This window comes from Roseovarius aestuarii, assembly GCF_019966515.1.
Classification (GTDB): Bacteria; Pseudomonadota; Alphaproteobacteria; order Rhodobacterales; family Rhodobacteraceae; genus Roseovarius; species Roseovarius aestuarii.
In genome coordinates this window covers 27,758-50,989 of sequence record NZ_JAIMIB010000006.1, presented here as the reverse complement: position 1 = coordinate 50,989, position 23,232 = coordinate 27,758, and the positions used below count along the sequence as shown (strand labels likewise).

Here is a 23,232-nt window from a genome sequence, read left to right as displayed (position 1 = left end):
GTGCAATTTTATGTCATTTTGTGCAGTTTTGCGCGTTATGGCGGCTTCGTCAATAGGGAACCTTGTTTGGTGCGAGATTCTAAGTCTGTTTTCACAGCCATGGGCGCGCGCCTTACGATTGCGCGCAACGAAATCGGCCTAACTCAAACTGCTATGGCGGAAGCGATTGGCGTCTCACATCGCGCCTATCACAGCTATGAAAAGGGACAGCGCGGCCTGCCGGTCGAGGCATTGGTTGCTATGGCAGATCGGTTCGACGTGGATGCGGCTTGGATACTGCTGGGAACGAAAGCCGTCCGGGCGGCCCATGATTTCGAAGCTCTAAAAAGGATTGAGACTTCGCTCGATCAGCACCTCAACGAAGAGAACATCAAGATCAAAAGCGAGAAGCGCGGGGCCATCGTCGCCCGTTGGTACCAGTCATACGTCGAAGGGCGGGAGGTGACCGATGATGACGTTCACACATGGATCGAACTCGTAAGGGAGTAAGCATATGCAAAAACCAAGTAAAAACTGGAAACGCCTGCGCCGCTCTGCACTGGAACGCGCCCGCCGCAATACAATCGAACCGCTGGAACTTCTCTGCAAGGTGTATATGGGCGCAAGCGCGCTGTTTCTCGTTGGGTTTCTACGATTTCGTTTCATGGATCATCCAACCGAGCTCACTTGGTTTGCGGGCGCATCCATTATTACCGTCGCCATCGCCGGCGCGCTAATTCCTATCCTGTTTGGCTCAGTGCTGACATTGCATTTTGCTGACCGGAAGTTAGAGCGCTTGATTAGTGAGTGACCAAAAAAACTACAATCACCGCAGTGTATTCGGATCGTGTCTGAACCGATCCATGTTGCTCTCCCTTGTTCAACGTGAAGTTTGACTCGAATGGCCTTTGGAATTTTCATTCATCGCAGTGACTCGATCTATGACGACGTCCCTTCGGAGCGGTACCAGTTCCCCAGGCAATATTTTTCCCGTGCGCAGCAATGCGAAGGCGATTGGATCGTTTACCTTGAGCCTAGCAAAGTTAAAGACACGAAAGGCTACTTTGCGGTCGCAAAGGTCCAAGAGATTATCGCTGACCCTCGCAAATCCGATATGTATTTGGCCGTCATAGAGCCGGGAACCTATCTCGATTTTGGGGACCCGGTTCCTTTCCGTGATGCTGGTGACATCGTCGAGCAAGGTCTCTTAAATGACCAGGGCAGGATTTCAGGCCGCGCGCAAGCAGCGGTCAGAACGTTATCCGTCGAAGACTTTGCCCGGATCGTAGAGCGCGGGCTTGACCGTGATGACGACTTCCTGCCTCGCGTTGACCACTATGCTCAATCACCTGGGCTTCAGGACGCCCAGGTTTCGTTCCAGCACCTGCCCGCGCGCGAGCGGGTCAACCAACTGACAAATCGCGCTGTGCGAGACCGCAATTTTAGAAAGAACGTTCTCCGAGCCTACGGTGAACGCTGCGCGATTACGGGGCTGCGTTTGATAAACGGTGGCGGTCGTGCGGAGGTTGAAGCCGCTCACATTAGACCGGTGGAACAAGACGGGCCAGATATCGTGAGTAATGGCCTTGCTCTGTCTGGCACGGCCCATTGGATGTTTGACAGAGGTCTTGTGGGGCTCTCCGATGACCTGACTATTCTCGTATCAAGGCAAAGCAATGACCTCGATGCCGTGGCAGCGATGATCAATTCTTCCGGCAGACTATTGGCTCCTGAACGCCTCGCCAACCGGCCGAGGACGGAGTTTGTGTCGTGGCATCGAGAGAATTGCTTCAGGCACTGAACGTCTAATGCAAACATTCGGCGGCTTCCGAAAAACACCGTTCTACTTCAGACAAGTGCCGTCAAACTTGGTTTCGCTGCGTGGCAAGGCTTCAGTTAGTTCCGCCATATTCGAACTCGCGAGAAGCAAAATAACCGGAAATGGAGGCGACTGTTTGCACGCCTGAGGTCGTCGCGTTCTAGACAAAATTTCAACTTAAAGAGCTAATAGTACTGGAATATACAACCAAAAAGTCCGTGATCGCTCCGGGCAAACTTTGCGGGGTAAAGTAAGTTTTGGAAATTGTGGTAATTCTAGTCATTTTAGCTGGCGTGTTCATTGTCGCGTTTCGTAGTCGAGAAACAAGCACGGATCGATACACTCCGCCTCCACGTAATGAAACACCGAAAACAACCGAAATTGTGGCGAGTCCAGCCCAGGCTCGACCTTTCGATCACTCGACCGCCAAGCCATCGCCTGTTCCCTTGTCGATCGAAGGTCCCGCGCGGATAATTGACGGCGATACAGTAGTCATCAAGAAAACGCAGATACGTCTTTTTGGTATAGATGCACCTGAACTAGATCATCCATATGGACAAAAGGCCAAATGGGCATTGGTTGGACTTTGCAAAGGTCAGGCTGTGCGGGCTGAGATTCTGGAAAAAGATGCCCACGGGCGAACAGTTGCGAAGTGTTTTTTGCCGGATGGCCGCGACCTGTCGTCAGAGATGGTAAAACAGGGTTTGGCAATCGACTGGCCAAAGTTTTCCGGCGGCAAATACAGCCATTTGGAAGTTACGGATGCACGAAAGAAGATGTGGCTAGCAGATGCTCGCCAAAAAGGACGAATGCATGTGTGGGAGAAGTTCGAGGCTAAGAAACGTAATCAGCGCTGACGGCCTTTTCCGGACCTTAACCACGCTTCGAGATGCCGCATCGCAGTTTCTTCAAAGCTGACTTTGGCCGCGTTCGCGATATTTAAAGTCAACCAAAACAGCACCTATGCCTCCCGCATAAGATCCCTTGCCCCGCGTGTCCGCCCAAGTTTCTTCACAAAGATCGAAAAACCAAGACCGCAAGTCGGCTCAGCATTTTCTAGCGGTGTATTGCAGAGCCCTTGCATCTGGATTTTCATGCGTCGCGCAACTTCTTCGATCTTCTTTCTGTTGGAGAACGTAGGGTTCTCATATCGTACGGCTAGCATTGTGTTGAAAAACAAAAGGTCCAAACCTGAAGAGCTTACAAAATCTACGCTCTCTTGGTAGCCGGCAATCCACACGACCGGTGCTTCTTGTTTGAACAAGTAATCTGCAAGAGCGTGTGAACCAAACATACAAGAACCAAAGAACATTCCGATCAAATTCGAACCGCCCTCTTGAGAAACCTGCAGCAGAGAATTTTTCAGCACAGTTCTCGAAATTCTTTCCCCGCCATGGAGATGAAGTCCTTTGCTGCTTCCATGCATTGCGAGGTACGCCACCGTCGTTGCTCTTGATCGAGCGATACGTGAAATCGCATCGGTGAAGGCTGAGCGAGTACCAACCATTTCGTAGTCGTACGCATGATGGCTACCGAAATGCAGGTCCGATAGAAAATCGAACAGAGGCTTTACAGTGGTATTTTTCTTTATGTCATTGGTGGCGTCGTACCACCTACTCTCAATCACTCCAATCTTCGTGCTCATCGACCGTCACCCAAGTAATCCCATGGCATATAGCTTGTAGTAGAAATGGACGCGAAACAACTGATAGTATTCGAGAATGCGCCTTGGATGTGGAGCCACAATCCCTAGAACGCCTTAGTCTTACAACGGCCCATAGTTGCCGCTCGTTCCGACGACAACATGCTGCGTCGCGGCCAAGCAAAGCTGCCATTCGCGAGCGTTCGACCTGTTTCCAACTTCTGCTAAGGTATGGCTCCGGCGCCTGACCTAAAGACTTCGAGCTTGAAGCGCCTTTATCTCATCGGCTATGTAAATGAACGCAGTGATGTTTTGATCAAAAACGAAGTCCAATGCGGTGCCGTAGCCTGAATTGGTTTGCGACATATCGAATCCCAGCCGGGTCAATGTTTCCGAAACTGATCCGCCCGTGTGGGCATCTGCATTCCGTAAGTCAGCCGTGAGAAAAAGAGGTGCTAGATTTGCATTGCGATCGGTGATCTCTGAGTCTTGGTGGCCACCGCTCAAATTTGCGGTCGTTTCTTGATTACTGTTTAGACGCTCGAGGATATTGGCCAGAATCTGCAAGAGTTTGAGACTGCCAAAGGTCTTGTAGCTCCTAGGATCGTGCCCCCCCTCATCAACAATCCGCCTCAAAATCCCGTTTGGTATTTTCTGCCATAGCTCGTGGATCTCTTTGCATCGCGAAAGAAATTGCTGTTCCGACATGCTTAAAGGGGCGACTTGGGCCAAGCGACTTAACTTTGGGTAAGGCAGCCAATGCTCGGCTTGCAGTTGTTCCCTAGAAACACCGATCAAGTCTTCGGATGTCGGGGCTCCAAGACCGAGGTCAGTTGTCAGCCAAGCGAGGCCATCCGCCAAGTCCAGAAGTGCCTCCAGAAGTCTTTGAACTTTGGCAACGATGTGCTCTTCGTGTAGGTCGGTTTGGTCTACTATTTTTTGTGGAACAACGTGTGTATGTGCCCAAACAATTTCCCTGTCGGGCTTCGGTTTGTACAGTTCTCTCAGCCTAACTTGAATGAGGTTTCGCCCGACGCGTCTACAATCGGTGAATGACCATTGCCCTGAGTAAGAAGGATTACACGTCCAGTTACCATGAGTCTGGAAAGGGGTGGTTTGGTAGAAGCTGTTTTGTTCGTACCTCTCAAGGAATCGGTCATCGAGAAAAATTGGTGTGGGTTCTACCAGAGCGTTTGCACGCTGATGATCCACCGCCCCCGCAATGCCAGGCCAACTCAACCCTGCGGCGGATTGTATCGCGCACAGCTCCGGAGTAACCGCGCATACTACGGCCCAAAGTTGCAGCAAAGTCTTTCCATTGATACGTCGGATGTCTAGTTCGTACCAACCGTCTTCCGGCTTCGCTAAATAGTGACCGTCATCTCCCAAAAGCTCTGATATCTCTTGTGTTTCTTGAATATTTGCCTCGTAGAAAAATACTCTCGTACCGTACTTCCCCTGCATCCACAGGTATTTTCGCAGGTACTCGTTCGACATTCGCCAACTAACGTTTCGACTAGCTTGGTAGTAGTACGAACTCGAAATTTCGCCTTCAGCAACACCAAACTCGGGCAGCGATAAGTCATCGTAAATCAGTCTCTGGTCGTCACCTCCGACACAACGGGGCGACAAACCAAGCACCATCCATAGTTTCTCTGCCAGGTGATAACTGTAAAATGATCCATTGCCATGAGACGCTACAACGTATTCGTGACCCGATACGCTAGGCGAATAGCCAGCCAATCCGCCGCAATCATCAACTGTGGGAGTGGAAAAGCTGACAACGCCATCTGAAACCTCACCAAAATTGGCAACTGAGAGCGTGTCCGCTTCATCGGTCAAGGCCATGACCAGATGAACGTACTCGTAATCAGGTCCGTATTGGTCGTGTTCATAGCGGGCCGTAACTTCGGGGCGCTCAAATGGGTCCAACCCGACTGGGGTGAGTAGTGCCCGTAGCTTCGGCGAAATGCAGCTGTCAGGCAGATTCAGTTCATGAAAGTAGTTAATCGCGCTCATTTTCCCAAATATCTTCGTGTTACTATTTTGGCAGCGTCGCCTTGATCACGTTTAGTGCTGCAGCCAGCCTTTGTGACAGATCGCTAAATTGGTTCCTCAAAGTTCCATGACGTTTGCGAGCGGCCGCTATTGCAAGGCGTCGACCCTTTGGATCACCGTGTGCCTTTGCAGGGTTGCGTAAGGCATGTAGCTCGCGAAGCGGAGTAACTGCATCTTTGGCCTGATCTTCGGTTCTACCCGTTGACACAAGGGCGACCTCAAGCAACTTAAGTGAGCCCCAATCCTTTTCGTAGACGCCCGTGTTAGCGTCGATGATCGCCCTCAAGCCTTTGACGAGAAAGCCTTCTACGGCGAGGTGATCTAATGCCAGAATTTCGTCGCCCCACTCCGACGACGAATCCGTCACCGGATAGTGGACGGCATCGCGCATTTCCGAACCGCGCGGCTTCCACCAAGACGGCGGGTCTTGATCAAGCTCGGCGATGATACGCTTTGCATCCTCCAAGAAATCATCTGTTGTCGTGAATTCGCCAAGAATGTCAGTTTGATAGGCCCGTTCAGAAATTCCAGCCTTTGGAGCTTCGTTGAATGACCGCCAATATAACTGCTCATCATAGGGCAGGTTTGCCAAGTAGCCGATATAGGTATGCACTTGCCCTGCTTCATTGATATCGTAGGTCTTGAGGTACCATGCACCTCGACAGCTAATGCTTCGGTCACCAAAGGTGTATTTCTCTGGATCGGATTTGTACTTTTGAAGCACCTCGGGTCTAAAAAAGGCGGGCGAAATCTCCCATGGTAAGCTCGAATCTGTAAAGTAGTTGACGATGTGGTCCGGCGAGCACGAGGTTTCGACCAGCTCATGCCCATTCTTGCGGTCAATGATCAGAAACGACGCATACTGTCGGTTGCTTTTTTCCTCTTCTGCCTTCCATTCTTCCGCCAGAGCTTCCGGGGTAAGACTGGTACGAACGATTATCTGTCCGTTAACATAGCTGGCATGCTGAGGAACTTTTCGTTGCCTGTAAAACAGATCCCTGGTCTCGAAAACATCCTCAGCGCCTTCGGGCCAGCCGTTGAACCCACCCATAGCGAACCGTGTGAAATCAAACAGGCTGACCAAACTGGTACTAGTAAGAGCCATGTAGCTTTCCAGATCATGCGAGCGTATCGTGACTGCGCGCACTTGTTGCCAGGGATCATGAGTAACATCCCGATAAACAGAAATGATCGGTTCGATGTCTCCTCGATCATTTAGCCTACAATAGGCATTCCGCTCATCCAGGAAGTACAGTCCGAGCGCATGCACAAGCTTCTGGCTGATTTCTATCGTAGGCTCGTATTCCTTGACGCCTTCAAACGAGCGTACAAACACCAGCTTTTCGCTGCCAACAAGCGACTGGCAGCCCGGGTGGTCCAATGGTGGTTGCAGATAGACGCGATGCCCCTCACCGCCACCATAAGCTCGCTGAATGACCCAAGAGTCATCTGGCATGATGTAAGCCCGATCGAGATCAGCATGGTCGGGTGGATCTAGCAGCTCATCGGGGGTCAACACCGAGTGAATCAGCATATGCGGACCGGATGCGTAGATCACAATCTCGTCGGCCTTTAGATTATCCTTGAGAATTTCAACGCTCTGGCCAGCGTTTTCTAGCCATTCGCCGCGATTTTCGTCTGGAATTCTTGCAATTGGTAAAAGCCTGTCCAACGTACTTTTGGGCATCCGGATCCTCACTGTAGGGTGAATCGCAGCTTTGCGGCCAGTGTATGGCCTGCAGTAGCATCAAAGCGTCTCAGATTTTTCTTCGCTATGTATAAAGTTCAATGTCAGCCTCTTATTTGATGCCGAAGCTTGTGAGCTGTTGCAGCCAAAGTCGGCATCCCGTTCCCCATCGTGGCGAGTGCCGCCTCCGACCCATATTCGGAAACGGTCAAGACCTCGCTAGTGCCCCCAGCCGATACGACACAATCGCTTTTGTGCCATCGTTAATGAAGAGTCTTAAACTCATAATTCGTGTTGTTGGGTCTCGGAGCTCAATATGATCATAACTATGTAGCAACAATTTCCAAACGTCCAAAATAGAAAGCTTATGCCCCTGACTAGGGATCGAGAATTCATGCCTAGCTATCAAATCAGCGCGAAGGCGTTCAAAACTGCATCGGATGAATTTAATTGGTTTCTTCATCTCAATTTCCCGTGTTGTTGTATATGCCCAAACATCAAAATCGATTGAAAACAGTTCTAGGTCTCGCTCACTATGGACAGCCTCAAACTTAACCGTATCAGCGAGCTGTCCACCCTCTTCACATGCCCGAATTGCATGCCGAACTGTGTTTACACATAGCAAACTGGAGACAACGGTTGTCGGGTAGCTCATGTTCAGTTCCAGCGCACGTTCGTTTTTCGCACGATGGGTTGTGAGCCGAATTTTGATTTCATTTCCGCTCCGAACTGACTGTTCCCGGAAATTGTCTAGGGTCGCAGGAGCATAGATATCTTCCAGAGATTCCTTAATGACGATGTCATGCACAACAGCGATCAAAAACCGTGCCTCGGCCTTGTGTTCATCTTGCTGATTAGGGTCCCATCGGTGAGGACTCTTAAGAGAGTGATGCCGGAGCTTTCCTCGAAGAAGGACGAGGGCCTTGACTTTGTCCTCTATACTGGCCGACGGGTCGAACAAATTAAACCTTTCGCTGGCGTCTGTTTGGTTCGATGTTGTTAGGTCGGCAGCAGCTTCTTCAATACTTAAACACACGGCTTGGTCTTTTGATAGCAGCTCAACCTGCTGCGCAGTCTTAGTCTTCCCATCGCAGTATCGCGTTTCCAAAAATAGGAACATGTTGTTATATGCATCTACATACCGTCCAGCTTCAAATGCCAGTCGACCTTCACGGTAGTGAGACGTCGATTCTATTCGATCATCTGGGATCGAGCTAACGCAAAACGCCCTTCCAATCTGCTCAAAGTCGCAGGCAGAATTGAGAGCTTTATCATAGCTGGACTTGAAGGATTTAAAGTGAATGCGGGACTCTTCCTCGATATTCTCGGCATGAAACCGCATATCAAAACTATCGTAGTCCAAGTCAATGATCTGTATTCCACTGACAACGGTTTGCCAGTTCATGATCCTCTTCCTGGCTAAAGCGGCGTAGCCGCCGCTGCTAATTTTGAGGTCCGCACTTTTGCCTTGTTCGGTCGCCTGAATGAAGTTTGGTGCATGCTCAATACCAACACCGGAGAAAGATAGGCACACTTTCTTCAAAACATTGCCTTCCCTCTCCAAAAAGAAGGTCATATTACCATGCTTGAGCGGCCAGCCTTCCATAACCTCAACATAGTTGTTCACGTCAAAAGCAATCGTAATTATCATGCCGTAGGCTCCCAGTTAGCCACACATTCGCCGCCCAGCACGTATGAATTCAAAGAGAATTCGGCCAGATGTTTCCGTAGCTCATCGGGCGACGTTTATGCTCAGTGCAGCATCCACACAATAATCAAATGGACGAAGAATGGCCGCTTGTTCTTATTTGACAGGCGCCTCTCGCACCTGCAGCGAACTTCCGGTTTCCGGCACTATTCAGCAATGTCATTCACAAACGCAATCAACGGCCCGAGTTCAAAACCATCAGCCGCCCGCAATGCCTCGATGTATCGTGCACGATGGTCGCCATCAGCGGTTAGTGTCCCGCGCCCAGACCAATCAAGGAATACGTCAGAACCGATCGTGGCCAGGTAGGCGTCCGCCATGATCCGTGCCCAGCGACCATTGCCGTTTGCGAAGGGGTGTACCCAGACTAGCTTGTGATGGAAACGTGCGGTGGCTTCCAGCGGCTCGTAGGTATCGTTCTCGCGCCAGTACCGGGCATCGTCGAGGCAGGTGCGCATCTCGGTCGAAATTTGCCAGACAAACACGCCGATGTTCTTCTCGGTCTGGCGGTAGACGCCCGCCCAATCCCAGACTTGACCGAACAGGCGCTTATGGACTTCGCGTGCTGTATCGTCGGTCAGAACATCGAAGGACTTGGGTCGCCGATCCAGCCAGGTCAGCCCCTCGATGATGTTCTCCCCTTCGAGCTCGTTCAGTTCGCCGCGCGTGGTGATGTGCTTGGCCTTGAGGCCACGCAACTCGTCGGGCGTGAGAGGTGTCGCGCCGGTGGGTTCGTGCAGTTCCAGGGTCACTTCCAGAAGTCCCTCGGCATCTCGCGGGCGATTTCGCCGGCTAGTTCCTCGACCATCTCTTCCTGGCTGCGCAGGCCTTCAGTTTGTTCTTCCAGGGCCATATGCGCGCGCGTGCGCTGAATGATGCGCCTGGCTTTCTTGCGGGCCTGGGCCATAACGATCTCTTCGACCTGCCCTTCGCGTGGGATGATCGCATAGACAAGCTTGCCGCCCATGGCTTCGGCCATCTTGTCGAGCTGGTTCAGCGATATGGTTCCGGCTTGCTCGTTCTGAATCGAGCTGTAGACACTGTTGCGAGACACGCCCAGCCGCTCGGCAAGGGCGGGGACGCTCATGCCGATTGCCTCCTGGAAAGTCGCAATCCAGCCGCCCAATGGCTTGGTGAAGGTCTGAGCCATTTGGGTAACCTGATTGATCTTGCTTTCGGCTTGTCTTTGTTTTGCGCGCGAGACGGTCATTTGCCAACCTGTAGCTTTGCATTCATTTCTTTTTGTAATGTTACAATATGGCAAAAGCATGATTTATGCAATATCACAGTATGGCTGCTCGAATGTATTGCCATATCATAGCTTGGCTATATGAGCCATCAAGCTTTGCCGATCACTTTCTCAGCCGTGCCAGCGGGTACTAGCACTTTCTCCCCAACCCACAGTTCCTTCGCATCCACGCCCAGTTCCCGGATCACATATCCATTGTTTCGCTTGCCGATATTTCGCATGTAGCCGTTCCCTGCGGCGTCCATAAACAAGCAGCGGATGTTCTGGTAATCGCCCCAGACGCCCGCGATGGCAACGAGCGAAACGCCTTTGGGCAGGCAGTCCACCTTTTCGAAGTCGCGATAGTCGATGCCGTAGTCGCGAGACTGATGATAACTCATAGTGAAGTGGTCATGTGCAAAACTCATCGGTTTCCCTTTCTCGTCATAGTCCCAAGTCATGTCTGTGGTCCCGTTCGAGCTGCAATTCGTTCAGCTCTGTCTCAGCCTCTCTTCGGCGGCCTTCGCTAGCGTCAAGCTCTTCTGCAGTTGATCGTCCAGCGCGTTGTAACTCGCCTCTTCGTTCAACAAGCCCTTTAAGGCCGTCATTGATGCGGCCTGCGAACGAATGAGCAAGGTCACGCAGTCGGCCAAGCCAGCCAGTTGTGTCTCGATCTTGCCGGTCGAGCGTGCCTCTAACCCGCTCAATTCCGCGGCTGAGGTTTCGCAAGCCGTCACCAACCGCTCGACGCAGGCGAGCAAGTCGCGCTCCAAGGCTGTCAGGGGCGTTGTCATCTATCTCTCCTTGATCTCGATGCACAGCATCGGCGCGCTCGCCAGCGTGCAGTTCTTCAACGCTGTCTTGTCGGGATTCATCACCAGCCAGGTCTGATCGTTCTGATCGATCCGCGTCAGCCCCATCTGCGTCAGCTCGGAATTCGTCAGCATCGAGGTCCAAAACCAGCTCAGACCCATCATCAAGGCGATCACCATCAGTGCCAGCCCCGTCGTCAGCCAGGGTGAGATCGACGTCCAGCGCTTGATCTGTTGCGTTCTCGTCTCGAAGTAGCTCTTGTTCGTCTTCAGAAAGTGACGGGTATCGGTTTCGATTGTATTCCGCGCGTGCTGCGCAATGCTGGTCAAATCGTTCCTGAAGCTCTTCAGTTGGGATGCCATCAAGGCGGCGTGTTCCTGTCGGATCGTATCCAGCTCCGCGTTCAGCTTCTCGCTGAGCCGTGTGTTCGGCTTGCCAGTCTTCATGGAAAATCTCTCCTTTCAGGCGCCAGCGCTCTCCGGTTTCGGGGTCTTTGGCAGTCAGGTAGGCCTTGCCCGCGCGGGGCAGATCGAAGCCTGCTTCAGACAGGGCTTCAACCATGCTGGAACGATCGGTAATCAGGCCGATGCTGACCTGGTCGAGGATCCACGCATGCAGCTCCTCGCGGCCCTGCGCGCGGGTTGGGGTCTCGATGGTGTTGCGGACTTCTTGAGCACGTTGCAATTCCATCGGATCGGCCCAGCCATGGCGCTGGTTCATCAGGTCACGCAATGAATCGTAGACCCTCTGATAACCTGGCGGCGCAATGTTGAGGCTATTGCCCGTCGTCAGTTCCAGGCGTGGGGTGCAGAAATGCAGCTCGACGCGGTCTTCGTGACTGTGCCGGACCCAGAGCATGTCATATTGCTCAGGGTCCAAACCCGCGAAGGCCAGACGCTCGAAAGCGTCCATGATCTCGACCCGCTGTGCCTCGCTCGGCGCGTCCTCACGGGCAAAGCTGATCACGCCCGCGCGGTAGGTCCATTTGTGTCGGCTGGCGTCGATCAGGGCCTTGGTGCGCTCCGGGTTGCCACGCAGCACCTCGGGCAATGGTTCGCGCGTCACCGTCAAAGGCTGACCATCGGCATCGCGGATCAAATCGCGGTTGCTGTCATAGGCCAGCACTTCACGCGCGACCAGGTAATCAACCGGCCCGGCACCCGCACCTTTGCCGTTGGAGAAGAACTTAATCAGCATCGCCGCGCCTCATTGAGGAGCAGCGCAAGCTGGCGCTCGATCACCAACAGGCGGCGCGCGACAACGAGCGCATCGAGGTCGTTGCGACCCGCCTGCGTCGCGCGATTCAGCCAGTGTGCGATCTGGTTGAGGTTGCCACCGATACGCCCCACGGCCAGCACTAGCGCCGGATCGACGCGTGGCAAGGGTTTGCGTCGTCGCGCCTCGGTCAGGCCAAGCGCCTCGCGCAGGAGCGTCGCAGCGGGCAGACCTGCGGCCTCGGCCTTGGCCCGCAGCTCGGCCTTCTCGGCCGTCGTGCACCGGAAGACGAAAGTCTCCGTCAGCGGCTCCTTCGCGCGGGTCTTGCCCGCGCCGGTGGGGTTCGAAGGGGAGGCTTGCCGCCCCTCGCAAGGTCCCGTGTCATCCGCGCCAGCGTATGACATGGGTCGCCTTGCTGTTTGCACTTCGGTGAAATCGGTGGCGCTCATGACCTGAGGCCTGCCGCCTGGATTTGGTCTTGTGTAACCAGCTCTGCGGCCAGCAACGCGTCGATTTGTTTGGGCGTGATGTGACGGCAAAGGGGATGACGATCTGTGACCCAACCTGCCAAGCCTGCCAGCATCTCAGCTTCCTTGGCCTTTGCCTCTTCCCGGCTTTTGGCGAACTCCTCAACGTATTTCCGCCAGCGCCCAGACTTGAACCAGTTGTCGGAGAAACAAACCTTCGACCGGGTGAAACCCGCACTCTCGTTGGCATAGGCTCGGACCGCATGCAACAGGTCCTCGGCCCTGACGCCTTCGTCCAACGTTGCCCTGATTAGCCTGATACAATCCACCCTCCCGCGCACTCGGTCGGGTGGATAGGCGGCCAGAATCTTCTCGGCTTCCTTAACTTCCGCCGCCACGCGCTCGCGCGTAGGAGGTTTATGGATGGTTTTAGGATGGTTTGGGGGCCGTGGTGGCCCCGGTACCCCGGCCACTGTGGCCCCGGTCCCGGGGTCGGGTTGGACGGGGACCACAGTGGCCCCCGTCTCGATTTCTGGCTCGGCGGTCAGTTCCAGCGCCTCAATCTTCGCCAGATCGATCCGGTAAACGACTGTAAACCCGTTCTTGCACCCACGTGCGCCGGTCTCGACTAGGATGCCCTCCTTCAGAAAGTCCCGGATTGTCCGCTTGACCGTGCTCTCCCCGAGCTCCGTATGCCGCTGGATCGTGCCTTTGGAACACCAAATGCCGGAGCCATCATCGCTGGCCTTATCGGCCAGGAACATGATGATCTGCTTGCGCGTGGCACTGCCGAATTTCCGCTCGGCACAGGCATTTGCGACGCGCCAGCTCACGACAAGGCCTCAAAAGTCGCACAGACGTGCGAATTTTGTACAGGTTTTGTACGAGAATTCGGCCATTTCCGCCGAATTCGGCGCGGAAACTCACGGGGCTTTTTGCGCGCCTTTGCACAACACCCTGTAAATAAGCCATATTTTTCAGGTGTTTTTGGCGACCCCGGCAGGATTCGAACCTGCAACCTGCCCCTTAGGAGGGGGCTGCTCTATCCAGTTGAGCCACGGGGCCACACTGCAAGCTCAATATCCGGCGTTTGACTGTTTGTCATCGGCTGATTTCGATGGATGTTTGATGAGCAAAAATGCTCTAGTCGCTTGATCCGGGAAGACCGTTCGCGGTAACAATCTTGAAACACCGCACAGGATGATACTCCGTGAATGACAATGACAACCGCCCGCTGACGCTTCGTGACGTTTCTGATGCATCCGGAGTTTCGGAGATGACGGTGAGCCGGGTGTTGCGCAATCGCGGCGATGTCTCGGACGCGACGCGCAAGAGGGTGCTGGAAGCGGCCAAGCAGCTTGGCTACGTGCCCAACAAGATTGCCGGTGCGCTGGCCAGCCAGCGGGTCAATCTGGTGGCGGTGGTCATCCCGTCAATGTCCAACATGGTGTTCCCCGAAGTCATGACCGGCATCAGTCAGATTCTGGACAACACAGATCTGCAACCGGTCGTCGGCATCACCGGGTACAAGCGCGAAAAAGAAGAAAAAGTTCTTTACGAGATGCTGTCATGGCGTCCATCGGGCGTGATCATCGCGGGGCTGGAGCATTCCGAGGCCTCGCGCGCCATGCTTGCCGCTTCGGGCATTCCGGTGGTCGAAATCATGGATGTCGACGGCACGCCGGTGGATTCTGTTGTGGGGATTTCGCATCGTCTTGCCGGGCAGAAAATGGCGAAGGCGATCCTCAAGGCCGGTTACCAACAGATCGGATTTCTGGGCACCAAGATGACGCTCGATCACCGCGCGCGCAAACGGTTCGAGGGCTTTACCGAGACATTGGCGAAGGCTGGCGTCGAAATCGTGGACAAGGAATTCTACACTGGTGGGTCAGCGCTGGCAAAAGGCCGCGAGATGACGGAAACCATTCTGGCGCGAAATGAAGAGATCGATTTTCTATACTATTCCAATGACATCATCGGCGCGGGCGGGCTGCTGTACCTCCTAGATCAGGGGATTGACGTACCGGGTCAGATCGGGCTTGCGGGTTTCAACGGCGTCAATCTGCTGAAAGGTCTGCCCAAGGAGCTGGCTACGATGGATGCCTGCCGGCTTGAGATCGGCAAGAAAGCGGCGCAGATCATCGTCGATCGCTCAAGCGGTCAGACAGAGCCGCAGCGGATCGTGCTGGAGCCGACAATAAGCTTCGGGCAGACGCTGAAACGCCGATAACACTCCGCTCATCAGAGTGCGACCGGCAGTTACACCCCGTTCCCAACCGGCAGAACGAAAAATGCCGCCCCGATCCGGAGCGGCATCTGTGGTCTTCACCAGATTGGCTCTGATCAGAAACCAAGCCCGGCGTATTTGTTTTTGAACTTCGATACGCGACCACCAGCATCCATCAGACGGGTGCCGCCACCGGTCCAGGCGGGGTGCACAGTCGGATCGATATCGAGGTTCAGCTGTTCGCCTTCCGCGCCGTAGGTCGAGCGGGTCTGGAACACGGTACCATCGGTCATTTTGACGTCGATGATGTGGTAATCGGGGTGGATGTCTTTTTTCATCTTGCCGGTTCCTTACGCAGAAGCGTCCTTGCGGGGCTTGTAGTTGGCGTTTTCAGCAATACGGGCCGATTTACCGCGACGCGAGCGCAAGTAATACAGCTTGGCGCGGCGGACACGGCCCCGGCGCACAACGTCGATGCTGTCGATATTGGTCGAATAGAGCGGGAACACACGTTCAACGCCTTCACCAAATGAAATCTTGCGAACGGTGAACGATCCGGCAATACCCTTGCCGTTGTTGCGGGCGATGCAGACGCCTTCGAAGTTCTGCACACGGCTGCGCGTGCCTTCGGTCACCTTGTAGCCCACGCGAACGGTGTCGCCGGGTTTGAAATCGGGAATGTTCTTCCCGAGCGAGGCGATCTGTTCCGCCTCAAGCTGAGCGATAATATCCATCGCTTCTACTCCTATATGCTTGCGGTTTTGGTCCGCAAAGGTGTGGTGCGTCCTCAGAGCTTTGGGTCTTCTTCCGGGTCCACACGATGTGCCCGCCCAAGATACAGGTCGTCATTATCTGTCGTTCAGGTTTGCCGAAGCTTATCACCGGGCCGAAGAAGGCCGAGAGCGCACCATAGCAAATAAGTACGGAGCCACAGAAGTGATTCCGAACCTGGCGGGGTATAGGCGGGAATGCAGAGCGGATCAAGCCTTGAGATGTGGTATCTAAGATGGAGAGCACCTTGCCGCACTGCGTGTAACACCGACGCGATCCGGCAAACAAAAGCCCCGGAGCTTGGAAGAGCACCGGGGCCAGGTGGCCTGTTAAGGCTAGGGAGGTAAAACTACCAGTCCGCTGGGCCTTTCTCAGCGAAAGCGTGGACCAGAAAATCGATAAACGCGCGAACCTTGGGCTGGGTGAACCGGCCCGGGGGGTAAACTGCGTAGATGCCCTGGGTTTCCATTGGCAGGTCGGGAATGACATCCTCGACCTGACCTTCTTCCAGGGCTTTGGAGTAGAGGAAGCTGGGCAAATAGGCGATACCCAGCCCCGAGATGGCCGCATTCAATAGCGACTGGCCGTCATTGACGGACAAGCCACCGGCCGTGCGCACCTGGCGCTTTTCTCCCGACGGTGCGGTCAGTTTCCAGACCGACCCGTTGGCCTGACTGGAATAATGCAAGAGTTTGTGATCATTCAGATCATCGATCTTCAACGGACGTCCATGTTTCTGAATATAGGCGGGGCTGGCGATCATGCGTTTGGTTGTCTCGGTAAGCTTGCGGGCCCTGAGTGTGCTGTCTTCAAGCTCGCCGATCCGGATCGCCATGTCGAACCCTTCAGAAATCAGCTCGACGTAGCGGTTGTTCAGGACCATGTTGACGGTGATATCCGGAAACTCATCCAGGAACTCGCCCAACACCGGGCTCAGGTGATTGACGCCAAAATCTGTTGCCACCGAAATACGCAACAGACCTGAGGGATCAGACTGCATCGAGCTTACCAGCGCGTCTGCCTCACCTGCGTCGTTCAGAACGCGCAGCGCCCGGTCATAGTAGGCCAAACCAATCTCGGTCGGGCTTACGCGGCGGGTCGTCCGATTGAGCAACCTTGCCCCTAAACGTGCCTCAAGTGAGGACACATGCTTGGATACGGCGGACTTGGAAATCCCCATTTTCCGGGCAGCATCGGTAAAGCCACCCTGATCCACTACCGTGGCAAAGGCCTCCATTTCCGTCAGGCGATCCATACTCATACCTCGTGCTTCAAATTCTTCATGTCTTATCGAAGACAATTCGGGCACAACTGGGGCGCATGCCCGACAATATCTGGGTTTTGTCGCGGATCGATCATGGCACCGAAACAATGAAACAAAGGTTTCCGGCGTCAAACTGAGGCACAATATTGGGCCAAACGCGAGGTTTTCGCCACATTTTATCTGGCTGTTGCTCTGTTGCAGTCTGGCAAGCAGCACCACAATGCCATTATCTGTGCAATTTTATATATCCGGGGTGTTGATCCGTGCGGTCGTGATATCCCTACTGACGCATCTCCGCAGTCTACAAGATCGCAGCGAGGCGCGTGCCCTGATTTATCGCGCGTTTGGCGTCGAGCTCGGATGCCACGTCAGCACCGCCGATGACATGCGGGATAATTCCTACAGCTTCAAGCGCGTCGGCCAAGGACCTTTCGGGCAATTGCCCCGCGCAGAGAACAATGGTGTCAGCTTCGATCAGAGAGGGATTTTCGCGCGTTTCACCCAAGCTGATATGAATGCCGTTGGCATCTATCCGCTCATAATTCACACCACCCATCATTTTGACATTTTTCATGCGGAGCGCTGCGCGGTGAATCCATCCCGTGGTCTTGCCCAGCCGCTTGCCGGGTGCCTCTGCCTTGCGCTGCAGCAGAGTGATTTGCCGCGCGGGCGGCTCTGGCTGCGGGCCTTCCGGTGCCAGCCCGCCCCGGGTTTCGCTTGGATCACCGATGCCCCATTCTTGTTTCCACTCTTCAAGGTTTTCGGTCGGGCTTTCGCCTTGGTGCACCAGATATTCCGCCACATCAAAACCGATGCCACCCGCGCCAACAATCGCAACGCGATCGCCCACCGGTACCTTGCCGCGCAGTACATCTATATATGACAGGACAGTCGGCCCGTCCTGACCGGGGATCTCCGGATCGCGCGGGACAACGCCGGTGGCGACGATCACCTCGTCAAAGCCTTTCAGATCTTTCGACGAGACCTCGCGCTCCAGTTCCAGGGTAACGCCAAGCTCGGCCATCATGGTCCGAAACCAATCAACCAGCCCGTGAAACTCTTCCTTGCCGGGGATCACGCGCGCCATGTTGAGCTGACCGCCGATATCGTCAGCCCGATCGAAAAGCGTGACCGCGTGGCCCCGCTCCGCTGCTGTCATAGCTGCCGACAGGCCCGCCGGCCCGGCCCCCACGACACCGATGGATTTGGGTTGCCCGGTCGGTTCTATTTTCAGTTCGGTTTCATAACAAGCACGCGGATTGACCAGACAGGTGCTGATCTTGCCGCTGAACGTATGGTCCAGACAGGCCTGATTGCAGGCAATGCAGGGCGCGATCTGCGCCGCCTTGCCCTCGGCTGCCTTGCGCACGAAATCCGCATCCGCCAGGAACGGCCGCGCCATGCTGACCATATCCGCCGCGCCGGATGCCAGTACATCCTCGGCCACCCCCGGCGTATTGATCCGGTTCGAGGTGATGACCGGGATGCCCACTTTACCCATCAGCTTTTTCGTGACCCAGGCAAAGGCTGCACGCGGCACTGAGGTGGCAATCGTCGGAATCCGCGCCTCGTGCCAGCCGATGCCGGTATTGATAATGCTAGCCCCCGCCGTCTCGATCTCCTGCGCCAGCTGGATCACCTCGTCAAAGGTTGACCCGCCCGGTACCAGATCAATCATGCTCAGCCGGTAGATGATGATGAAATCCGCGCCCACCGCCGCACGCGTGCGCCGCACGATCTCGATCGGCAACCGCATCCGGTTTTCATAAGAGCCGCCCCAGCGATCCTCGCGCTTGTTGGTATGGGTCACCAGGAACTGGTTGATGAAATACCCCTCGCTACCCATGATCTCGACCCCGTCATATCCCGCCTCACGGGCGCGGGTGGCCGAGGTGACGATGTCGGCGATCTGCTTTTCGATACCGTCCTCATCCAGCTCTTTTGGCGGAAACGGCGAAATCGGAGATTTGATCGGCGAGGGGGCCACACATTCAGGTCCATAGGCATAACGCCCCGCATGCAGGATCTGCATCGCGATCCGTCCGCCCGCATCATGCACGCGACTGGTGATCACCCTGTGGTTGGCAATGTCCTGATCGTTGAACAGACCCGCCGCACCGGGAAACACCCCACCCTCGCGATTTGGCGCCATCCCGCCGGTAACCATTAGTCCGACACCGCCGCGTGCCCGCGCGGCATAGAATTCAGCCACCCGGTTCCAGTCCTTGGTCTCTTCCAGCCCGGTATGCATCGACCCCATCAATACCCGGTTGGGCAAGGTCACATGACCCAGATCCAGCGGTGCAAGCAGATGAGGATAATCGGTCATGGCAGTGCTCCGGTTTGATGCGTGTCCAAAATGGCTGCCGCCCGCCCGATTGTCACCCCGAAACGCTGCGTTACAGTCGCGCGGTTCTCAAAAGGAGTTCACTGCGCTCACACAGTTGAGTTTTCGTTCAGGGCACGAAGCCCCTGGGGTTTCACCCCAAACCCCCCCGGGGCAGCTTCAAATGCACCATCTGAGGCACGCGGCCCGAGGAGAAGGCCGGAGGCCACCGACGAGACATCCTGCGTGCGCCTCAGCGCACTCATTCTGACAACAGCTCAGACCTGCAGCGCACCCGCTATTTTGCGATGAAGCATTGGATTCGCCGCCAGAATACCATTCAGTTTTGGTACGGCGTTGTTGAACTGCAACTTTCGCCCTCCTCTGTCCGACGTCGCAGCGCCCGCTTCTCGCAGGATCAGATCCCCCGCCGCCACGTCCCATTCCCAGGTCGGCCTGAGCGTCAACATCGCATCGAACCGCCCTTCGGCCACCAAGGAGGTGCGATAGGCCAGCGAGGGGCGATAGACACGCGTTATCGCCGGTACCTCACCCCGCCAATGCTCTGGCGCGTAGTTGGGCTTGGCCGCCAGCATGGATGCGCCTATCATTGCCGACTGTCCGGTCACGTGGATCGGATCGCCATTCAGATAGGCACCAACGCCCGCAGCCGAGGAATAAAGCTTATCCCGCATAGGCAGATATACGACCGCCGCCGTTACCTCGCCGCGCCGCGCTATGGCCAGCGCATGCGCCCAGGTGCGCGAACCTTCGATAAAGCTGCGTGTGCCGTCAATCGGGTCGATGATGAACACCGTATCGCAATCCAGACGCGCCGGATCATCCTCGGTCTCCTCAGACAACCAGCCATAATCTGGCCGCGCCTCCCGCAAGGTGCTCTCCAACATCTCGTTGACCGCTAGATCAGCCTCGGTCACGGGCCCTGCCCCACCAGATTTCTCCCAGCACCGCACTGTCTTACCGCTAAACCCGGCAGCGATCTCTCCCGCTGCTCTTGCCGCCCGGATCAGAAGGTCTAGATCAGTTTCCGGCAAGGGTCATTCCTTCGACCAGCAGCGACGGCACAACGCGCGACAGGTGCGTGCGCGCGTCATTCGCTGGTACGATCCGCCGCAGCATCTCGGGTAGCGACCCGGCGATGGTACATTCGTTGACCGGATAGGTGATCGCGCCGTTTTGCACCCAGAACCCGGCTGCCCCGCGGGAATAATCACCGGTGTTCGCGTTGATCGTAGAGCCGATCATCGAGGTGACCAGCAGGCCCGTCCCCATCTGGCCCAGCAGATTCTCCCGCGTCGCCTCTCCTTGCGTCAGCGCTACGTTCCACACCCCTGGAGACGGCGGCGCTGAAGTCCCGCGCTTGGCATTGGCGGTCGATGCCATATCCAGCTTGCGACCCGTTGCCAGATCAAGCGTCCAGCCCATAAGCACACCGTTGTCAACGATACGGCGAGCCTGCGTTGGAAGCCCTTCGGCATCAAAGGGTCGTGACCCCGACACCCGGGCGCGATGCGGGTCTTCGGCAATCGACAGTCCAGCGGGCAAGACCTGCTCACCCAGTTTGCCCAGCAACCAGGAGGACCCGCGCGCAATCGACGCGCCGTTGCTGGCTGCCAGAAAATGGCCGATCAGGGTCGAGGAAATGCGTTCATCGAACAACACCGGGTAGGCCCCGGTAGGTGGTTTTCGGGCGCCGATGCGCTCTATCGCGCGTTCCGCCGCTGTCCGCCCGATCTCCTGTGCTGAGCGCAAGTCGGCCTGAAATATCCGGCTGTCACCGTCATAGTCCCGTTCCATGCCCGTGCCCTCGCCAGCGATGGCAACACAGGACAGGCCACGATCACTGCGGGCATAGCCGCCGGAAAACCCGTTACTGGCGGCTATATGAATCTGACGGCTACTGTATCCTGCCGATGCCGCCTGCACCTGGGTGACGCCGTGCATTGCCAGCGCCGCCGCCTCGGCCTCTTGCGCATCATGTTGCAGATCAGCAGGCGAGGGTTCAGGCCCGGGATCACAAAGTTCCAGTGCGTCAATATCCCAGCCCTTTGCCAACTGAGCGGGATCGGCCAGCCCGACCTGCGGGTCTTCGGGCGCCTCGCGTGCCATCGCAACAGCCCGTTCCGCCAGTGCCGCAAGTGTTTGCGGTCGTGTATCCGAGGCCGAAACATTGGCCTGACGCTGTCCGATCAGCACGCGCAGACCGATATCCACCCCTTCCGAGCGTTCGGCCTGTTCCAGCGCTCCGCTGCGCACATCGATCGACAAAGAGGTGCCCTGCACCGCCATCGCATCAGCCGCATCTGCACCGGCCTTTCGGGCGGCGTCGAGCAAGGCGTGTGTCAGTTCCTGCAGATTTTGCGGCATCGGTGATCTCCTGGTCGCCAAACAGGTAGAGCCTGCACCCCCGGCGCGCAAGGGCGGGCTGGAACCCGCCCTGACTTCACTATCTCAACCGCTGACCATTCGCCAGAACATGGCCTTCGCTGTTGATCTCAATCCGCGATTTCAGCGTGTCATCCCCATCACCGGGCACCATGAACATCCCCATCATCATTCGCGTGCCCATAGCCTGATCTTCCGGGATCAACCCGATCGCCACCAGCGCATCCAACAGCGCATTACCGCCCACAAGTTGCAGGTCAATCGCCCCCTCGGGCCGTGGCATGCCGGGAAAGGTCGTGGTATCTTCCGCATCAAAGACGAAGTCGCCATTGCCCGTCAACTCTGCCCCGACCGCAGATAACAAGAGGCCCGTCAGGCTGGCTGACACAGGCACGAGCGGCGTGTCCGAAGGATCAAGCGCGGATATTGCTTCGAAATCCAGCAAATCAGTCGTCACATCGACGCTGCCGGAAAGATCGAAACGCAGCGCCATCGGATCGCGTGGCAATTCACCGCCCTGATCAATCATCGCCCAGATCTCTTCGTTCAGTGTAAAATCCTGAAAGTCCATCATCACCCGCGCATCCTGGGGCTCGCCCGTCGACAGCAGCGGTAATGTCAGGCTGGCCTCGACACGGTCGCCATTCAGCGAAATCGGCGCAGGCAGGCCGAAAACCTGCATCCCCAGGCTGAACGCTCCGGTCGAGCCATCAGCCTCAACCCCCGTTTCATCCAGTGAACCGCTGAACTGGTAATCGGCAGCCTCGGTTTTCTGATTGCTAAATACTTCGCCATCCATCTCGACCTGCTGTCGGTCGCCATAGGCTTCGGAAAACACATCGACAGTCGCGTTTACACCGTCGCGCAGATGTTTCGGAAGCATCATCAGGTTCAACCCGTCCGCAGGCAGGGTGTAGGCGTAAGATGCCTTGGTGTTCTTCGCGAAAGACCCTGCGGAAATTTTCGTGACTGAATCCTGATCGGTCATTTCGAACGTGTAGGAGGCCTCAAACCCCGGGTTTTCGTTTGTACCTTCAACGGTGATCATCTCGCCGATGGTGGTCGTATGCTGATAGGTATACCCATCCATCACCATGGTGCCGCTGGCGTCTTCCAGCATTTCCCCATCGATCGTCAGGCTGGCAAGCGTCAACTCAACAGCCCCGACCGACCCATCGCTGACCACAAGGTCGGGGGTGCCCGACATGATCGCCTGATTGTCTTCCATGACCGTATCGATCACCGCGACCATGCTGCCCTCGCCGTCGATATCGCCGCCGAACGTCACTTCGCTTTCCCGGGGCAGGCTCATACGCACGGTTCCATCGCCCTGCGGTTCGAAGCGGGGTCCGGCAAAGCCAATCACCAGCGATCCGGCCCCCATCGGCAGCTCTGCCGAGAGCGTCACCGAGCCGACCTGCAGCGCATCACCGTCACGGGTCTCTTCGGCGCTCAGCGTCATACCCAGCGCCTTGATCTGCGCCTGCCAGGTTTCCCATGCATCATCGACCGTCAAATCGGCCATCACGGGTGACCCCGCAGCCGACAACGCCAGCGCGGTGGAGAGATAAATCCTGCGGGAGATCGACATGTCAGTATACCTTTTTAGCTACATTCCGCCC

22 protein-coding genes and 1 tRNA gene are annotated in these 23,232 nt (G+C 55.8%); 5 read left to right on the top strand and 18 right to left on the bottom strand.

From position 1 onward, the window contains the following. Positions 1 to 99: 99 nt before the first annotated feature. The 4 genes from LC334_RS09445 (at position 100) to LC334_RS09430 (ending at position 2,655) form a co-directional block, all read left to right on the top strand. Positions 100 to 489, top strand: a complete 390-nt coding sequence (locus LC334_RS09445) for a helix-turn-helix domain-containing protein (RefSeq protein WP_085800372.1) — start codon at positions 100 to 102, stop codon at positions 487 to 489. 4 nt (positions 490 to 493) lie between these two features. Next, positions 494 to 790 (top strand): hypothetical protein, encoded by a 297-nt coding sequence (locus LC334_RS09440; RefSeq protein WP_085800373.1) that lies wholly within the window; start codon positions 494 to 496, stop codon positions 788 to 790. Positions 791 to 880: 90 nt separating this feature from the next. Then, positions 881 to 1,780: an HNH endonuclease gene (locus LC334_RS09435; protein ID WP_085800374.1), complete on the top strand. Its 900-nt coding sequence runs from the start codon at positions 881 to 883 to the stop codon at positions 1,778 to 1,780. 284 nt (positions 1,781 to 2,064) lie between these two features. Next, a complete protein-coding gene (locus tag LC334_RS09430) occupies positions 2,065 to 2,655 on the top strand; it encodes a thermonuclease family protein (protein ID WP_223412941.1) in 591 nt (196 codons plus the stop codon). Positions 2,656 to 2,759: 104 nt separating this feature from the next. On the opposite strand, the gene LC334_RS09425 is transcribed toward LC334_RS09430, so the two are convergent. The 11 genes from LC334_RS09425 to LC334_RS09375 form a co-directional block, all read right to left on the bottom strand. Further along, the gene (locus LC334_RS09425) at positions 2,760 to 3,443 is read right to left on the bottom strand and encodes a hypothetical protein (protein ID WP_085800376.1); all 684 of its coding nucleotides are present in this window, start codon (positions 3,441 to 3,443) and stop codon (positions 2,760 to 2,762) included. 246 nt (positions 3,444 to 3,689) lie between these two features. Continuing rightward, complete coding sequence (locus tag LC334_RS09420; protein WP_085800377.1) at positions 3,690 to 5,459, bottom strand: hypothetical protein; 1,770 nt, start codon at positions 5,457 to 5,459, stop codon at positions 3,690 to 3,692. A gap of 22 nt (positions 5,460 to 5,481) precedes the next feature. Then, the gene (locus tag LC334_RS09415; RefSeq protein ID WP_085800378.1) at positions 5,482 to 7,185 is read right to left on the bottom strand and encodes a hypothetical protein; all 1,704 of its coding nucleotides are present in this window, start codon (positions 7,183 to 7,185) and stop codon (positions 5,482 to 5,484) included. A 208-nt stretch (positions 7,186 to 7,393) separates the two neighbouring features. Then, the gene (locus LC334_RS09410; RefSeq protein WP_085800379.1) at positions 7,394 to 8,836 is read right to left on the bottom strand and encodes a hypothetical protein; all 1,443 of its coding nucleotides are present in this window, start codon (positions 8,834 to 8,836) and stop codon (positions 7,394 to 7,396) included. 203 nt (positions 8,837 to 9,039) lie between these two features. Further along, entirely contained in the window at positions 9,040 to 9,645 is a 606-nt protein-coding gene (locus LC334_RS09405; protein WP_223412935.1) for a mobile mystery protein B, read from the bottom strand. Beyond that, positions 9,642 to 10,103 (bottom strand): mobile mystery protein A, encoded by a 462-nt coding sequence (locus LC334_RS09400; protein ID WP_085800380.1) that lies wholly within the window; start codon positions 10,101 to 10,103, stop codon positions 9,642 to 9,644. The genes LC334_RS09405 and LC334_RS09400 overlap by 4 nt, the downstream gene beginning before the upstream one ends. A 128-nt stretch (positions 10,104 to 10,231) precedes the next feature. Further along, positions 10,232 to 10,582: a hypothetical protein gene (locus tag LC334_RS09395; RefSeq protein WP_223412934.1), complete on the bottom strand. Its 351-nt coding sequence runs from the start codon at positions 10,580 to 10,582 to the stop codon at positions 10,232 to 10,234. Continuing rightward, positions 10,566 to 12,131, bottom strand: a complete 1,566-nt coding sequence (locus LC334_RS09390; RefSeq protein WP_085800381.1) for a relaxase family protein — start codon at positions 12,129 to 12,131, stop codon at positions 10,566 to 10,568. The genes LC334_RS09395 and LC334_RS09390 overlap by 17 nt, the downstream gene beginning before the upstream one ends. Beyond that, entirely contained in the window at positions 12,125 to 12,598 is a 474-nt protein-coding gene (locus LC334_RS09385) for a plasmid mobilization protein (RefSeq protein ID WP_223412933.1), read from the bottom strand. The genes LC334_RS09390 and LC334_RS09385 overlap by 7 nt, the downstream gene beginning before the upstream one ends. After that, the gene (locus LC334_RS09380; protein ID WP_085800382.1) at positions 12,595 to 13,449 is read right to left on the bottom strand and encodes a hypothetical protein; all 855 of its coding nucleotides are present in this window, start codon (positions 13,447 to 13,449) and stop codon (positions 12,595 to 12,597) included. Before LC334_RS09380 ends, LC334_RS09385 begins: the two co-directional genes overlap by 4 nt. A 155-nt stretch (positions 13,450 to 13,604) precedes the next feature. Next, positions 13,605 to 13,681, bottom strand: a tRNA-Arg gene (locus LC334_RS09375). Between the two features lie 145 nt (positions 13,682 to 13,826). Here LC334_RS09375 and LC334_RS09370 point away from each other — a divergent pair. Beyond that, positions 13,827 to 14,846 (top strand): LacI family DNA-binding transcriptional regulator, encoded by a 1,020-nt coding sequence (locus LC334_RS09370; RefSeq protein WP_085800383.1) that lies wholly within the window; start codon positions 13,827 to 13,829, stop codon positions 14,844 to 14,846. A 113-nt stretch (positions 14,847 to 14,959) separates the two neighbouring features. Here LC334_RS09370 and rpmE read toward each other — a convergent pair whose 3' ends face one another. The 7 genes from rpmE to LC334_RS09335 form a co-directional block, all read right to left on the bottom strand. Further along, entirely contained in the window at positions 14,960 to 15,181 is a 222-nt protein-coding gene (rpmE, locus tag LC334_RS09365; RefSeq protein ID WP_085800384.1) for a 50S ribosomal protein L31, read from the bottom strand. Positions 15,182 to 15,193: 12 nt separating this feature from the next. Continuing rightward, complete coding sequence (rplS, locus tag LC334_RS09360) at positions 15,194 to 15,577, bottom strand: 50S ribosomal protein L19 (RefSeq protein WP_085800385.1); 384 nt, start codon at positions 15,575 to 15,577, stop codon at positions 15,194 to 15,196. Between the two features lie 386 nt (positions 15,578 to 15,963). Then, positions 15,964 to 16,869, bottom strand: a complete 906-nt coding sequence (locus LC334_RS09355; RefSeq protein ID WP_085800386.1) for a LysR family transcriptional regulator — start codon at positions 16,867 to 16,869, stop codon at positions 15,964 to 15,966. Positions 16,870 to 17,179: 310 nt separating this feature from the next. Further along, positions 17,180 to 19,207 (bottom strand): NADPH-dependent 2,4-dienoyl-CoA reductase, encoded by a 2,028-nt coding sequence (locus tag LC334_RS09350; protein WP_085800387.1) that lies wholly within the window; start codon positions 19,205 to 19,207, stop codon positions 17,180 to 17,182. 275 nt (positions 19,208 to 19,482) lie between these two features. Next, complete coding sequence (locus LC334_RS09345; RefSeq protein ID WP_085800388.1) at positions 19,483 to 20,259, bottom strand: 3'(2'),5'-bisphosphate nucleotidase CysQ; 777 nt, start codon at positions 20,257 to 20,259, stop codon at positions 19,483 to 19,485. Then, a complete protein-coding gene (locus LC334_RS09340; protein WP_085800389.1) occupies positions 20,246 to 21,592 on the bottom strand; it encodes a TldD/PmbA family protein in 1,347 nt (448 codons plus the stop codon). Before LC334_RS09340 ends, LC334_RS09345 begins: the two co-directional genes overlap by 14 nt. Positions 21,593 to 21,671: 79 nt before the next feature. Then, complete coding sequence (locus LC334_RS09335) at positions 21,672 to 23,201, bottom strand: hypothetical protein (protein WP_085800390.1); 1,530 nt, start codon at positions 23,199 to 23,201, stop codon at positions 21,672 to 21,674. Positions 23,202 to 23,232: the final 31 nt, after the last annotated feature.